The organism is Paenibacillus sp. UNC496MF, from assembly GCF_900113915.1.
In the GTDB taxonomy this organism is placed as follows: Bacteria; Bacillota; Bacilli; order Paenibacillales; family Paenibacillaceae; genus Paenibacillus_Z; species Paenibacillus_Z artemisiicola.
Genome location: NZ_FORE01000006.1, coordinates 680,715 through 694,257, shown reverse-complemented (window position 1 = coordinate 694,257; position 13,543 = coordinate 680,715). Strand labels below are relative to the sequence as shown.

Genomic DNA, 13,543 nt, shown 5'->3' with positions numbered 1-13,543 from the left:
AGATGGCAAAACCGAAATGGCTGCTGGTGCCGGTCTTGGCGCTCGCGGTAGGGGTGGGTGCGATGCTCGGAGGAGCGGGACAGGGCGGCAAGCCGGTCTATGCGGTGGACAACGGCGCCGCGGCGCAGAAGAACACGGTCACGGTGTCGGGCAACGGCAAGATCGAAGCGGCGCCGGACGTCGCGTACGTCAGCGTGGCGGTCGAGGCGAGGGCGGCGACGGCGAAGGACGCGCAGGCGAAGAACGCGACGCAGTTCTCGGGGCTGACGAAGCTGCTCTACGAGACGTACAAGATCGCGACGAAGGACGTCAAGACGACGGGCTTCTCCGTGCAGCCGGAGTACGAGTACAACCCGAAGGACGGCTCGAGCAAGATCAAGGACTACGCGGCCGTGCATGCGGTGCAAGTGACGACCCGCGACTTGAACGGCATCGGCAAGCTGCTGGACGATCTGTCCGCTGCCGGCGCGAACCGGGTCGACGGCGTGCGGTTCGATACGGAGAAGCAGGAGCAGTATGAGCTGCAGGCGCTCGATAATGCGATGGCGAACGCCAAAGCGAAAGCCGCGGCGCTCGCGAAGTCGGCCGGCAAGCAGGTGACGGACGTCATCGCGATTACGCAGAACAGCGCAAGCAGCGGTCCGATCTTCATCAATAAAGGCGAAATGGCGGCGGCGGATTCGGCGGCAGGGACGCCTAGCACGAGCGTGCAAACGGGCGAAATTACCGTCTCCGCCGACATTACCGTCGTGTACGAAATGCAATAAAGCGTGCAACGTGCTAACGCCCGTGCATTAACCAAAGAAGACCGGCCTCTCCGGAAGAGGCCGGTCTTCTTTATGAACCGCCTTGCAAGCGGCGCGGCTAAGCCGGCGACTTCTGGTCGTCGTTGACGTTCAGTCCGCGCTGCTCGATCGCGTGCTCGATCAGCGAGATGAACTCTTCGGAGAGGTGCATCGCTTTCGCTTCCTGGTACACTTCGATCAGATGAGTATCGCTAAGCGGACGCAGCAAAAGCGATCGATCCTGCATCGGCAGAAACAGATTGTGCGTATCGGGTTCGGACGGCGCATGCGTAAATTTGGGTTCGAACGTGGGTGCGTATGGCGTAAAGGCATTGCCCGAGTCATTGGATCGAATGAAATTTCGCACGCTTGCGAATGGTTTCGTAAGTTTCATGCGTGTGCAACTCCGTTTTATAGATTTTACTGCGTAGCCTAAGGGAAGGTGAAACTGGAATCATTTAGTACATATTATCACGATTTAAAGGGATCGTCCTTATGCATTCACAGCGTTGAATGCTTATTGACAATCAGGCGTATGTGTGATATATGAGAGAAATTTAACAACATTAAAACGCGTTAACCCCGTGAAGGATTAACGCGCCTGAATGTCGTGCCGCATGAAATCTTACAAATCTTACACAAAGCAAATCGCGGACCTTACAGCTTTTCGATCACTTTGTCGACGAGGCCGTAGGCCGCCGCTTCGGCCGCCGACATGAAGTAGTCGCGGTCCGTATCGCGTTCGATTTTTTCGAGCGATTGGCCGGTGCGCTCCACGAGGATGCGGTTCAGCGTGTCCCGCGTCTTCAGGATGTGCTTCGCGCGAATCTCGATGTCGCTGGCTTGGCCTTGCGCGCCGCCGAGCGGCTGATGGATCATCACTTCGCTGTTCGGGAGGGCGTAGCGCTTGCCTTTCGCGCCGGCCGCGAGAAGGAAGGCGCCCATGGAAGCCGCCATGCCGACGCAGATCGTCGAGACCTCCGGCTTAATGAAGTTCATTGTATCGAAGATGGCGAGACCGGCCGAAACCGAGCCGCCGGGGCTGTTGATGTAGAGCGAGATGTCTTTGTCGGGATCGTCCGCCGCCAGGAACAGCAGCTGCGCGATAATGGAGTTGGCGACCAGATCATTGACCGGCGTGCCGAGGAAGACAATCCGATCCTTCAGCAAGCGGGAGTAAATGTCGTAGGCGCGCTCCCCGCGGTTGTTTTGCTCGATAACCATGGGTACGAAGTTCATCGATTCCATCGTGGTTCCCTCCTAAAACGGAAATGGTTTTTGAAAAAGATGTAGCGTGTAATGACATTCTAACGGATAAAACGGCAAAAGTCAAAGAAGGTCAAATAACGGGCGGAAGCGAGGGAAACCGGGCCTCGGGGGTTACTTTCCGGGAGATTTGGAGATGCTGATTGGGTCGCCCGCGGTTCCGGAAACGCAAGAAGGACCTTCCGGAAGCGGAAGGTCCTTCTTCATATGTAGACGTTCTGATTGATAAGGTAATGGCGCGCCCGCGAGGAATTGAACCTCGATCTCAGGCTCCGGAGGCCTACGTCATATCCATTGGACCACGGGCGCATGCTCGTTTGTGACAGCAAAACTGATTATAGGGGATAGCAAGCAAAATTGCAAGTCCGACTTTGAAAATAATTTTGTGTAAATCGTGTCCGTAATCGTTTTCAATCGTCCGGCCGGTCTTGCCCCCGCCAATCGAATGGGTTACAATAGCGGTGGGACGAAAAACGATCATGCGGGACATTTTATGTCCCTTGGTGTTGTCGGTCCCGGAATGATCCAGCTCTCTCGTAACTGGAGTTGATGTTGAAGATGCACGCGCTGATCGCCATACAACAGCAGCTTCTGCCGGACTTGCTCGTCGTCATGCGCAAGCGGTACCTTATACTCCGTCAGGTGATGCTCTCGGATATGATCGGCAGGCGCTCGCTCGCCGCATCCCTGGACATGACGGAACGCGTGCTTCGCGCCGAAACGGACTTTCTCAAATCGCAGGACCTGCTGATCATCGACGCCGGCGGCATGCGGATCAGCGAAGCGGGCAAACGCCTCCTCGAAGAGATGGAGCCGTTCTATAAGGCGATGTTCGGCTTATCGGAGCTGGAAGAGAAGATCCGCAGGCATTTCGGCCTGAAGCAGGTGGTCATCGTATCCGGAGACTCGGACGAATCGCCGGTCACGCGGCGGGAGCTCGGGCGGGCAGGCTGCAGCGTGCTCCGCAAGGATATGAAGGACAACGACGTCATCGCGGTGACGGGCGGGTCGACGCTCGCGCAGATGGCGGGCCAGCTGACCTCGCAGGCGCCGCTCAAGAACAACCTGTTCGTGCCGGCGCGCGGCGGATTGGGCGAAAGCCTCGATTACCAGGCGAATACGATCGCCTCCACCATGGCAAAGCGGACGGGGGCGCAGTACCGGCTGCTGCACGTGCCCGACCACCTGGGCGAGGAAGCGTACACGTCGCTCATGCAGGAACCGAACGTGCGCGAGATCGTGGAGGTCATCCGCAGGTCCCGCATCGTCGTTCACGGCATCGGAGACGCTATGGTCATGGCAAGACGGAGGCGCGTGGACGCCACGGTCGCGGAAGCGATGCAGGCGGAGGGAGCGCTCGCGGAATCGTTCGGGTATTATTTCGACCGCAACGGCGCCGTCGTCCACAAGATGCTGACCGCCGGACTGCGGCTCGAAGACATCATGGAGACGGAAGTCGTCATCGCGATCGCCGGCGGACGGAGCAAAGGCGAAGCCATCGCGGCGGTCATGCGCTTCGGGCACGACGACGTGCTCGTGACGGACGAAGCCGCGGCGCTGGAAATCGCGTCGATCATTGATAAGGAATCGGCGCAGCAAGGATGAACGCAGTGATCTTGACGAATCGGGGCGGCCCCGTGGCCCGCCGAAGCTCGTCTTGAGATAAATGAAATCATGTCTAGGAGGAAACAAAAATGGTAAAAGTTGGTATTAACGGTTTTGGTCGCATCGGTCGTAACGTATTCCGCGCCGCTCTGAACAACCCGAATGTCGAAATCGTCGCAGTCAACGATCTGACGGACACGAACACGCTTGCACACCTGCTGAAGTACGACACGACGCACGGCAAGCTCGACGGCACGGTTGAAGCGAAAGAAGGCGCGCTGGTCGTAAACGGCCGCGAGATCAAAGTGTTTGCTGAACGCAACCCTGAAAACCTCCCTTGGGCATCCGTCGGCGCGGAAATCGTCGTTGAATCCACGGGTATTTTCACGGCGAAAGAAAAAGCCGAGCTTCACCTGAAAGGCGGCGCGAAGAAAGTCATCATCTCCGCACCGGCTTCCAACGAAGACATCACGATCGTTATGGGCGTCAACGAAGACAAATACGATGCGTCCGCTCACACGATTATCTCCAACGCGTCTTGCACGACGAACTGTCTGGCTCCGTTCGCAAAAGTGCTTAACGACAAATTCGGCATCGTAAAAGGCATGATGACGACCATTCACTCGTACACGAACGATCAATCCGTGCTTGACGTTCCGCATAAAGATCTGCGCCGCGCTCGCGCTGCCGCGGAAAACATCATTCCTTCTTCCACGGGCGCTGCCAAAGCGGTATCCCTTGTACTGCCTGAGCTGAAAGGCAAATTGAACGGCATGGCCATGCGCGTACCTACGCCTAACGTTTCCGTAACCGACCTGGTTGCCGAACTGAAAGTCAACGTTACGGTCGAAGAAGTGAACGCGGCGCTGAAAGACGCTTCCGAAACTTCCCTTAAAGGCATCTTGAACTACAACGAAGAGCCGCTTGTTTCGAGCGACTACAACCACGACCCTGCTTCCTCCACGATCGATGCGCTGTCGACGATGGTCGTTGAAGGCAACATGGTTAAAGTCATCTCCTGGTACGACAACGAGTGGGGCTATTCCAACCGCGTCGTCGACCTGGCTGCATATATCGCGTCGAAAGGCCTGTAAGAAGCGGCGGATGTCCGTTGTCCCCCTTTGAACGGGGATACCGAGGGTCCTCCTCTGGACACCCGACGTTTGGCGAAGGAGCTGCCGGTGCAGCTCCTTCGCGGTGGTTTACGGGGACCCGCGGCCGGCGCCGCGCGCGCGGCGCCTTTACACATAGACAGATAGACCCGCGAGAGCGGATCTTGGATAGCGTGGAGAATTTCAATACACTTTGACCTGTTTTCCGCCTCGTGGCGGCTTGGGTACCGGGAGGAATTCTGCTAATGAACAAAAAGAGTGTGCGTGACGTAGAAGTAGCGGGCAAGCGCGTATTCGTGCGCGTCGATTTCAACGTGCCGATGGAGAACGGATCGATTACGGACGATACGCGGATCCGCGAGACGCTGCCGACGATCCAGTACTTGATCGAGAAGGGCGCGAAAGTGATTTTGGCCAGCCACATGGGCCGTCCGAAAGGCCAAGTCGTGGAAGAGCTGCGCCTCACGAAAGCCGGCGAGCGTCTGTCCGAGCTGCTCGGCAAGCCCGTGGCGAAAGCCGACGCGGCGATCGGCGACGCGGTGAAGGCGGCGGTGGCCGGACTGAAGGACGGCGACGTGCTGCTGCTGGAGAACGTGCGCTTCTACGAGGGCGAAGAGAAGAACGATCCGGAGCTGGCGAAGGCGTTCGCCGAGCTGGCCGACCTGTTCGTCAACGACGCGTTCGGCGCCGCGCACCGCGCGCATGCGTCGACGGAAGGCATCGCGCACCACCTGCCGGCCGTATCCGGCCTGCTGATGGAGAAGGAACTCGACGTTCTCGGCAAGGCGCTCTCGAACCCCGAGCGTCCGTTCACGGCGATCGTCGGCGGCTCCAAGGTCAAGGACAAGATCGACGTCATCAACAAAATGATCGAGATCGCGGACAACATCATCATCGGCGGCGGCCTGTCCTACACGTTCTTCAAGGCGCAAGGCCATGAAATCGGCCAATCCCTGTGCGATAACTCGAAGCTCGACCTGGCGCTGGAATTCATCGAGAAGGCGAAGGCGCAAGGCAAGCAGTTCCTGCTGCCGGTCGACATCGTCATCACGGACGAGTTCAGCCCGAACGCGAACACGAAGATCGTCGACGTCGACGGCATCCCGGCCGACTGGGAAGGCATCGACATCGGACCGAAGACGCGCGAGATCTACGCGGACGTCATCAAGAACTCCAAGCTGGTCGTCTGGAACGGCCCGATGGGCGTGTTCGAGATCGAGCCGTTCTCCCACGGCACGCGCGCGGTCGCGCAAGCCTGCGCCGAGACGGAAGCCTATACGGTCATCGGCGGCGGCGACTCCGCGGCGGCGGCCGAGAAGTTCCACCTGGCCGACAAAATGGACCACATCTCCACGGGCGGCGGCGCTTCCCTGGAATTCATGGAAGGCAAGGCGCTTCCGGGCGTCGTTGCGCTGAACGATAAGTAAGAACCGAACCGATTGCGAAGGTAAAGGAGCGATTGCGACCATGCGTAAACCGATTATTGCGGGCAACTGGAAAATGTTCAAAACCGTGTCGGAGGCGACGGCATTCTTCGCGGACGTGAAGGGCAAAGCGGAAGTCGACGGCGTCGAAACCGTCATCTGCGCGCCGTTCACGGCGCTGCCGGCGCTCGTCGAAGCGGCGAAAGGCACGTCGATCGCCATCGGCGCGCAAAACGTCCATTTCGAGGACAACGGCGCGTTCACGGGCGAGATCAGCGGCGTCATGCTGAAGGACCTCGGCGTGAAATACGTCATCATCGGCCACTCCGAGCGCCGCGCGTACTTCGCGGAGACGGACGAGATCGTGAACAAGAAGGTGCAGGCGGCGTTCAAGCACGGCCTGACGCCGATCGTCTGCGTCGGCGAGAAGCTCGAAGAGCGCGAAGCCGAGCAAACGAAAACCGTCTGCAAGGTGCAGACGGAAGCGGCGTTCCAAGGCCTCTCCGCCGCGCAAGCGGCCGAAACGGTCGTCGCGTACGAGCCGATCTGGGCGATCGGAACGGGCAAATCGTCGACGGCGGCCGACGCCGAAGACGTCATCGCGTTCATCCGCGGCGTCATCGCCGGGCTGTACGACCCGGCGACGGCGAACGCGGTCCGCATCCAATACGGCGGCAGCGTAAAGCCGAACAACGTAAGCGAATATATGGGACAATCCGACATCGACGGCGCCTTGGTCGGCGGAGCGAGCCTCGAGCCCGCTTCCTTCATTCAGCTGGTCGAGGGGGCGAAATAAGATGACGGCACCGGTAGCACTCATCATCTTGGACGGTTTCGGCCTTCGCAATGACGTGACGGGCAACGCGGTCGCGCAGGCGAACAAGCCGAACTACGACCGTTATTGGTCGACGTATCCGCACACGACGCTCACGGCGAGCGGCGAAGCGGTCGGCTTGCCGGAAGGCCAGATGGGCAACTCCGAGGTCGGCCATCTGAACATCGGCGCGGGCCGGATCGTGTATCAAGACCTGACCCGCATCAGCAAGTCCATCCGCGACGGCGAGTTCTTCGATAACGAGACGCTGGTCGGCGCGGTTCGCCACGCCAAGGCGAACGGCAAGAAGCTTCACCTGTACGGCCTGCTCTCCGACGGCGGCGTGCACAGCCACATCGAACACCTCTTCGCGCTGCTTGACCTGGCGAAGAAGGAAGAGATGCCGGACGTGTACATCCACGCGTTCCTCGACGGCCGCGACGTCGCGCCGGACAGCGCGAAGGGCTACCTGGAGAGGCTGACGGCGAAGATTCAGGAAGTCGGCGTAGGCAAAATCGCGACGGTGCAAGGCCGCTACTACGCGATGGACCGCGACAAGCGCTGGGAGCGCACCGAGAAGTCGTTCCGCGCGATGGTATACGGCGAAGGTCCGCAATATACGGACCCGATCCAAGCGGTCACGGAATCGTACGAGAAATCGGTGTTCGACGAGTTCGTCATGCCGACGGTCATCGTGAAGGAAGACGGCAAACCGGTCGGCCTCGTCGAATCCGAAGATTCCGTCGTGTTCTTCAACTTCCGGCCTGACCGCGCGATTCAGCTGTCGCAGGTGTTCACGAACGAAGATTTCCGCGGCTTCGACCGCGGGCCGCAAGCGCCGAAGAACCTGTACTTCGTCTGCCTGACGCTGTTCAGCGAAACCGTGGGCGGGTACGTGGCGTATTCGCCGAAGAACCTGGACAACACGCTGGGCGAGGTGCTCGTGCAGAACGGCAAGCGCCAGCTGCGCATCGCCGAGACGGAGAAGTACCCGCACGTCACGTTCTTCTTCAGCGGCGGACGCGACCATGAGCTCGAAGGCGAAACGCGGATTCTGATCCCGTCGCCGAAGGTCGCCACGTACGACCTGAAGCCGGAAATGAGCGCGTACGAAGTGGCGGCGGCCGCGGTGAAAGAGATCGAAGCGGATCGTCAGGACGTCATCATCCTGAACTTCGCGAACCCCGACATGGTCGGCCACTCCGGCATGCTGGAGCCGACGATCAAGGCGGTCGAAGCGACGGACGCGTGCCTCGGACAAGTCGTGGAAGCGGTGCTGGCCAAAGGCGGCGTCTGCCTCATCACGGCGGACCACGGCAACGCGGACATGGTCATCGACGAGAACGGCCGTCCGTTCACGGCGCATACCACGAACCCGGTTCCGTTCATCGTGACCAAGCAGGTCGGCCCGCTGCGCGAAGGCGGCATCCTGGCCGACATCGCGCCGACGATCCTCCATTTCGCGGGTTTGAGCCAGCCGGAAGAAATGACCGGCCGGTCGCTTGTCCAAGGCTGAGAGATACAGTACAATCGTAGACGATAACGACCGGTACCGGGCGCGTCCCATTCGGCGCCCCCGGGGCCGCGCAAGAACCCAACCATCTATTAAAAGGAGTGTTTCGAAACCATGTCCATCATCACCGACGTATACGCACGCGAAGTCCTGGATTCCCGCGGCAACCCTACGGTAGAAGTCGAAGTCATCCTCGAGTCCGGCGGCAAAGGCCGCGCGATCGTGCCGTCCGGCGCGTCCACGGGCGCCTACGAAGCCGTTGAGCTCCGCGACGGCGACAAGTCCCGTTACCTCGGCAAAGGCGTCCTGAAAGCCGTCGAGAACGTCAACACGATCATCGCGCCGGAAATCATCGGCCTCGACGCGCTGGACCAAGTGCTGATCGACCGCAAGATGATCCAACTGGACGGCACGCATAACAAAGGCAAGCTGGGCGCCAACGCGATCCTCGCCGTATCCATGGCATGCGCGCGCGCGGCAGCCGACGCGCTGGACGTGCCGCTGTACACGTACCTGGGCGGCTTCAACGCCAAAACGCTGCCGGTTCCGATGATGAACATCGTCAACGGCGGCGAGCACGCCGACAACAACATCGACGTGCAGGAATTCATGGTTCTGCCGGTCGGCGCGGACAGCTTCAAGGAAGCGCTGCGCATCGGCGCGGAAATCTTCCACAACCTGAAATCGGTCCTGAAAGACAAAGGCCTGAACACGGCCGTCGGCGACGAAGGCGGCTTCGCGCCGAACCTCGGTTCCAACGAAGAAGCGATCACGACGATCATCTCCGCGATCGAGCGCGCGGGCTACAAGCCGGGCGAAGACGTATTCCTCGGCATGGACGTCGCGTCCACGGAGTTCTATAAAGACGGCAAGTACCACCTCGAAGGCGAAGGCCGTTCGTTCACGTCCGCCGAGTTCGTCGACCTGCTCGCTTCGTGGGTAGACAAGTACCCGATCATCACGATCGAAGACGGCTGCTCCGAAGACGACTGGGAAGGCTGGAAGCTGCTGACCGACCGTCTGGGCGGCAAAGTGCAGCTCGTCGGCGACGACCTCTTCGTCACGAACACCGAGCGCCTGTCCGACGGCATCGAGAAGGGCGTAGGCAACTCGATCCTCGTTAAAGTCAACCAAATCGGCTCGCTGACGGAAACGTTCGACGCGATCGAAATGGCGAAGCGCGCGGGCTACACGGCGGTCATTTCCCACCGTTCCGGCGAATCCGAAGACAGCACGATCGCCGACATCGCGGTCGCGACGAACGCCGGCCAAATCAAAACGGGCGCGCCGTCCCGCACGGACCGCGTCGCGAAGTACAACCAATTGCTCCGCATCGAGGACGAGCTGGGCTCCACGGCGCAATACGCCGGCAAGAGCGCGTTCTATAACCTGAAGAGCTTCAAATAAGAACATAAGATACAGGCCGGCCCTCATTCGGGCCCGAGGCCAAAAAAACAAAAGAATGTCCCAAATGGCGGCGTGGATTCGCCCCGGGGGACGGCTATAATTAGGGGAGAGACGACAGGGCGCAAGGACCTGCGGCTCTCCTCTTTTTTAGCCGAACGCAAGGACCGAAGACCGACTATACTCAATCATTCGAGGTGGATATCGTGGCAAAACCGGTGGTGGGCTTGCAGCTGTACACGCTCCGCGATCAGACGGAGAAGGATTTCCTGGGCACGATCCGCAAAGTGGCGGAAATGGGCTACACGGCGGTGGAATTCGCGGGGTATTACAACACGCCGGCTTCCGAGCTGAGAGCGCTGCTCGACGAGCTGAAATTGGAAGCGCCTTCGGCGCACGTCGGACTGAACTTCGGCGAGCCGGAGAAGATCGACCAAGACCTAAGAAAGCAGATCGACTACGCCAAGGAGCTCGGCTTGAAATACATCGTGACGCCATGGGCGCCGCTGCCGGAAAATCCGACGATCGACGACGTCAACAAGCTGGCGGGCATTCTCGAAGCCGCGGGCAAGCAGGTGACGGAAGCGGGACTCAAATACGGCTACCACAACCACGACTTCGAATTCAAGCTCGTGGAAGGCAAGCCGGTCATCGACTGGCTGCTGGAGAAGGTGTCGCCGGAGTACCTGGTCGCCGAATTCGACCTCGGCTGGGTGCATATGGGCGGCCAGAAGCCGACCGATTACGTGAACCGCTATGCGGGACGCGTGCCGCTGGCGCATTTTAAAGACTTCGGCCAAGGCCGCAGCGACACGGAGGTCGGCAAGGGCGTCGTCGACCTGAAAGGCGTCCTCGACATCGCCGAGCAGGCCGGCATCGAATACTTCATCGTCGAGCAGGAAGAGTTCGAGAACTCCTCCCTCGAGAGCGCCAAGCTCAGCCTGGAGTTCTTCCGCCAGCACGGCTTCGCGTAGGACGGCCCTAAGGGATGGGCGCGGCCGGCTAAGCGGCATAACCCGTTTCCGGCCGGACAAGCCGGCGATATTTCATCGCCTAAACGAATAAGGCCCCGTTCTCCGTCGCTTCGCGGCGCGGAGGCGGGGCCTTTTTCAGATGCTTCGCGGCCTTAAGGACCGGCGAACCGTTCGCGTCCTTAAATAAACCGGCTGCCCCCGCGAAACTTCCCGGGCGGCACGCCGGCGAGCTGCTTGAACCATTTGGTGAAATTGTGGATGCTGCCGGCTTCCAGCTCCGCCGCGATCGCGAGGAGGGGGAGCTCGGTATGGGCGAGCAGGTCCTTGGCCAGCTGGAGCTTGCGGGCCATGAAGTAATCGTACGGCGTGACGCCGAGCTGCGCGCGGAACTGCCGGGCGATATAGTCGGGGTGGTAGGCGCTCCACTCGCCCAGCCAGCGGCGGTCGTAGCGCTCCCGCGCGCGGCGGGCCAGCCGTTCGGCGATGCCGGCGACAAGCGGCGAGATCGGCTGCCGGCCCTCGCGCCGCTCCCCCTGCTTGATGGAGGCGATGAGCTCCAGCAGCAGGCCGCGCAGCAGCGACGCCTTGAAGCCTCGGTCCTCCATGCGGTAGCATTCGGCGATCCGGGCGAACAGGGGCTCGAAGCGCTCCGCGGGCAGCTCGCGGACGTCGCCGATCGTCAGATCGTCCTCGGGGCGGCCGGGGCTCCCGACGACCATCCGGTTGTCGCGCTTCGCGTCCGTGGCGGGGTCGAAGGACGCTTCCCGGATCGAGATGCCGGCGCCCGTCCCGGCATATTCGCCGGTCCAGCTGAAGTGGAGCCCGTACAGCAGGAACGGCCGCTCCCGGTCCGCCTCGAAGCGATGCACCGTCTCCGGCCCGTAGTAGAACAGGCTGCCGGGGACCGCGTCATAGCGTTCGCCCTGGATCCAGGCCGATCCGAGCCCGTCCGCGACCAAGATGAACTGGTGCTCGTCGATCACCCGCGGCCCGAAGACGAACCCCGGCGGACACTGCATCCGGTTGGCGTACCAGACGACCGGCTGCAGAGCGTCCCAAGCGATCGTCCGGGGCGGCGGGAGGTCGGCCGGGCTATTGCCGCACATGCGATTTCACCTCGCTTCCTCGGTTATGGATGCGTTTGCAAGTTGTCGGCGAGAGTTAAACCTTCGTCGGGTTTCAGCAAATACGTTCCGCTTCCTACACCATACAATGGGGATAACCGATCGGCAAGGGTTAATCGGACGCGATCGACCAACCAACGACGGAAGGGACGGGATCGGCATGGATCCGGCAACGAAACCGGCAACGCGGGCGTTCGAAGACGCGACGCCGCTGCTCGCGCGGCCCGAGGCGCTGCGCCGCGAAGCCAAGGCGAAAGGCTATTTGTTCTTCAAGGGGTTCTTGGAGCGGGAAGAGGTCATGGACGCGCGGCGCCTGCTGCTGAACATTCTGGACGAAGAGGGGCTGCTCGACCCGGCGCGGCCGCTCATGGACGGCTTCGGCAATCAGCCCGTCATCGACGCGCTGAAGCCGGAGGAGATCAACTGGAACGGCATCGGCACGACGCAGCGGGTCTACCATCGGGTGCAGAAGCTGGAGGCGTTCCATGCGTTCGCGCAGCATCCGAAGCTCATGGCGCTGTTCGACGCCCTGTTCGGCGAGCGGACGTTCCCGCACCCGCGCAACATCGCGCGCATCATGCTGCCGAGCGCGTCGCTGAACGTGACGCCGCCGCATCAGGATTTCCTGCATATCCAGGGCAGCGCCGACACCTGGACCTGCTGGGCGCCGATGGGGGATGTGCCGCGTTCGCTCGGCGGGCTGTCGATCCTGGAGGGCAGCCACGAGGCCGGCCTGCTCGGCGTGACAGCCAACCCCGGCGCCGGCGGGCTGGAGTCCATCCTTTGCGGCCTTGGCTACGAGTGGGCCGAAGGCGACTACGAAGCGGGCGACATCGTCGTCTTCCACAGCCACACGGTGCACAAGGCGCTGCCGAACCGGGAGCCCGGCCGCGTGCGCCTGTCGCTCGACCTGCGTTACCAGCCGGCGAGCCAGCCGATCGAGCGCGCGTCGCTGCTGCCGCACGGGCCGTTCGAGTGGGAGGAGCTGTACGAGGGCTGGACGCGCGAGGACCTGAAGTATTACTGGCGGCGCGAAGACTTCGCGTACCTGACCTTCGACGAATCGATCCGGTGGCAAAAGGATAAGATCTGTTAACTTGTATTCATTTTAGGCCTATGATACAATCATATTGGTGTTTCTAGGTCTTGTCCCCACTACTGACAAGGCAGCGGAAATCGAAAAATGTGCTCCTTGTGCAGGAGGTGGAACCATGGATATTACGTTTAAAATTTTGCTCATTATCTTCGCTCTTGCTTTGATTGCGATCGTACTGCTTCAAAAAGGGAAGAGCGCAGGGCTTTCCGGCGCAATTTCCGGCGGCGCCGAGCATTTGTTCGGCAAGACGAAAGCGCGCGGCCTGGACCTGTTTTTGCAGCGTCTGACGGTTGCGGTCGCGGCGGGCTTCTTCATCCTGGCGCTTGTCGTGGCGTATCTCGTGAAAGTTTAATATCCGGAACGAAAGCGGGCGTACGGCCCGCTTTTTTTTGTGCCTCCGGTTCGTGGAAGATGTTGGCAGGGTAA

Annotated in this window: 13 protein-coding genes and 1 tRNA gene; 10 read left to right on the top strand and 4 right to left on the bottom strand. The window is 60.7% G+C overall.

Annotated elements, in window-relative coordinates; genetic code table 11:
- Positions 1 to 2: 2 nt before the first annotated feature.
- Complete coding sequence (locus BMZ79_RS11580; RefSeq protein WP_256252675.1) at positions 3 to 767, top strand: SIMPL domain-containing protein; 765 nt, start codon at positions 3 to 5, stop codon at positions 765 to 767.
- A gap of 97 nt (positions 768 to 864) precedes the next feature.
- On the opposite strand, the gene sda is transcribed toward BMZ79_RS11580, so the two are convergent.
- The 3 genes from sda to BMZ79_RS11565 form a co-directional block, all read right to left on the bottom strand.
- Positions 865 to 1,032, bottom strand: coding sequence for a sporulation histidine kinase inhibitor Sda (gene sda, locus BMZ79_RS33600; protein ID WP_256252673.1), 168 nt, complete (start codon positions 1,030 to 1,032; stop codon positions 865 to 867).
- A gap of 410 nt (positions 1,033 to 1,442) precedes the next feature.
- Positions 1,443 to 2,024, bottom strand: coding sequence for an ATP-dependent Clp endopeptidase proteolytic subunit ClpP (gene clpP, locus BMZ79_RS11570; protein ID WP_090640226.1), 582 nt, complete (start codon positions 2,022 to 2,024; stop codon positions 1,443 to 1,445).
- Between the two features lie 261 nt (positions 2,025 to 2,285).
- Positions 2,286 to 2,360 (bottom strand) — tRNA-Arg (locus BMZ79_RS11565).
- A gap of 249 nt (positions 2,361 to 2,609) precedes the next feature.
- On the opposite strand from BMZ79_RS11565, the gene BMZ79_RS11560 reads away from it, so the two are divergent.
- The 7 genes from BMZ79_RS11560 to BMZ79_RS11530 all read left to right on the top strand — a co-directional run bounded on the left by BMZ79_RS11560 (position 2,610) and on the right by BMZ79_RS11530 (position 10,897).
- On the top strand, positions 2,610 to 3,656 hold the full coding sequence (locus BMZ79_RS11560; protein WP_090640222.1) for a sugar-binding transcriptional regulator: 1,047 nt from the start codon (positions 2,610 to 2,612) through the stop codon (positions 3,654 to 3,656).
- 89 nt (positions 3,657 to 3,745) lie between these two features.
- Positions 3,746 to 4,750: a type I glyceraldehyde-3-phosphate dehydrogenase gene (gap, locus tag BMZ79_RS11555; RefSeq protein WP_090640003.1), complete on the top strand. Its 1,005-nt coding sequence runs from the start codon at positions 3,746 to 3,748 to the stop codon at positions 4,748 to 4,750.
- A gap of 263 nt (positions 4,751 to 5,013) precedes the next feature.
- Positions 5,014 to 6,195 (top strand): phosphoglycerate kinase, encoded by a 1,182-nt coding sequence (gene pgk, locus BMZ79_RS11550; protein WP_090640000.1) that lies wholly within the window; start codon positions 5,014 to 5,016, stop codon positions 6,193 to 6,195.
- Between the two features lie 40 nt (positions 6,196 to 6,235).
- Entirely contained in the window at positions 6,236 to 6,988 is a 753-nt protein-coding gene (tpiA, locus tag BMZ79_RS11545; protein ID WP_090639996.1) for a triose-phosphate isomerase, read from the top strand.
- Between the two features lies 1 nt (position 6,989).
- Positions 6,990 to 8,522, top strand: coding sequence for a 2,3-bisphosphoglycerate-independent phosphoglycerate mutase (gene gpmI / locus BMZ79_RS11540; RefSeq protein WP_090639993.1), 1,533 nt, complete (start codon positions 6,990 to 6,992; stop codon positions 8,520 to 8,522).
- 111 nt (positions 8,523 to 8,633) lie between these two features.
- Positions 8,634 to 9,926, top strand: coding sequence for a phosphopyruvate hydratase (gene eno, locus BMZ79_RS11535; protein ID WP_090639991.1), 1,293 nt, complete (start codon positions 8,634 to 8,636; stop codon positions 9,924 to 9,926).
- A 203-nt stretch (positions 9,927 to 10,129) separates the two neighbouring features.
- The gene (locus BMZ79_RS11530; protein ID WP_090640218.1) at positions 10,130 to 10,897 is read left to right on the top strand and encodes a sugar phosphate isomerase/epimerase family protein; all 768 of its coding nucleotides are present in this window, start codon (positions 10,130 to 10,132) and stop codon (positions 10,895 to 10,897) included.
- 179 nt (positions 10,898 to 11,076) lie between these two features.
- Here BMZ79_RS11530 and BMZ79_RS11525 read toward each other — a convergent pair whose 3' ends face one another.
- On the bottom strand, positions 11,077 to 12,003 hold the full coding sequence (locus BMZ79_RS11525) for an AraC family transcriptional regulator (RefSeq protein WP_090639988.1): 927 nt from the start codon (positions 12,001 to 12,003) through the stop codon (positions 11,077 to 11,079).
- Positions 12,004 to 12,181: 178 nt separating this feature from the next.
- Between BMZ79_RS11525 and BMZ79_RS11520 the strand changes: the two genes are divergently transcribed.
- Together BMZ79_RS11520 and secG are read left to right on the top strand one after the other, a co-directional pair.
- A complete protein-coding gene (locus BMZ79_RS11520; protein ID WP_177222109.1) occupies positions 12,182 to 13,117 on the top strand; it encodes a phytanoyl-CoA dioxygenase family protein in 936 nt (311 codons plus the stop codon).
- Positions 13,118 to 13,232: 115 nt separating this feature from the next.
- Positions 13,233 to 13,469, top strand: a complete 237-nt coding sequence (gene secG / locus BMZ79_RS11515) for a preprotein translocase subunit SecG (protein ID WP_090639985.1) — start codon at positions 13,233 to 13,235, stop codon at positions 13,467 to 13,469.
- Positions 13,470 to 13,543: the final 74 nt, after the last annotated feature.

Coding starts and splice junctions, on each gene's coding strand:
- BMZ79_RS11580 (WP_256252675.1), top strand. CDS start 3: ATGGCAAAACCGAAATGGCTGCTGGTGCCGGTCTTGGCGCTCGCGGTA.
- sda (WP_256252673.1), bottom strand. CDS start 1,032: ATGCAGGATCGATCGCTTTTGCTGCGTCCGCTTAGCGATACTCATCTG.
- clpP (WP_090640226.1), bottom strand. CDS start 2,024: ATGAACTTCGTACCCATGGTTATCGAGCAAAACAACCGCGGGGAGCGC.
- BMZ79_RS11560 (WP_090640222.1), top strand. CDS start 2,610: ATGCACGCGCTGATCGCCATACAACAGCAGCTTCTGCCGGACTTGCTC.
- gap (WP_090640003.1), top strand. CDS start 3,746: ATGGTAAAAGTTGGTATTAACGGTTTTGGTCGCATCGGTCGTAACGTA.
- pgk (WP_090640000.1), top strand. CDS start 5,014: ATGAACAAAAAGAGTGTGCGTGACGTAGAAGTAGCGGGCAAGCGCGTA.
- tpiA (WP_090639996.1), top strand. CDS start 6,236: ATGCGTAAACCGATTATTGCGGGCAACTGGAAAATGTTCAAAACCGTG.
- gpmI (WP_090639993.1), top strand. CDS start 6,990: ATGACGGCACCGGTAGCACTCATCATCTTGGACGGTTTCGGCCTTCGC.
- eno (WP_090639991.1), top strand. CDS start 8,634: ATGTCCATCATCACCGACGTATACGCACGCGAAGTCCTGGATTCCCGC.
- BMZ79_RS11525 (WP_090639988.1), bottom strand. CDS start 12,003: ATGTGCGGCAATAGCCCGGCCGACCTCCCGCCGCCCCGGACGATCGCT.
- BMZ79_RS11520 (WP_177222109.1), top strand. CDS start 12,182: ATGGATCCGGCAACGAAACCGGCAACGCGGGCGTTCGAAGACGCGACG.
- secG (WP_090639985.1), top strand. CDS start 13,233: ATGGATATTACGTTTAAAATTTTGCTCATTATCTTCGCTCTTGCTTTG.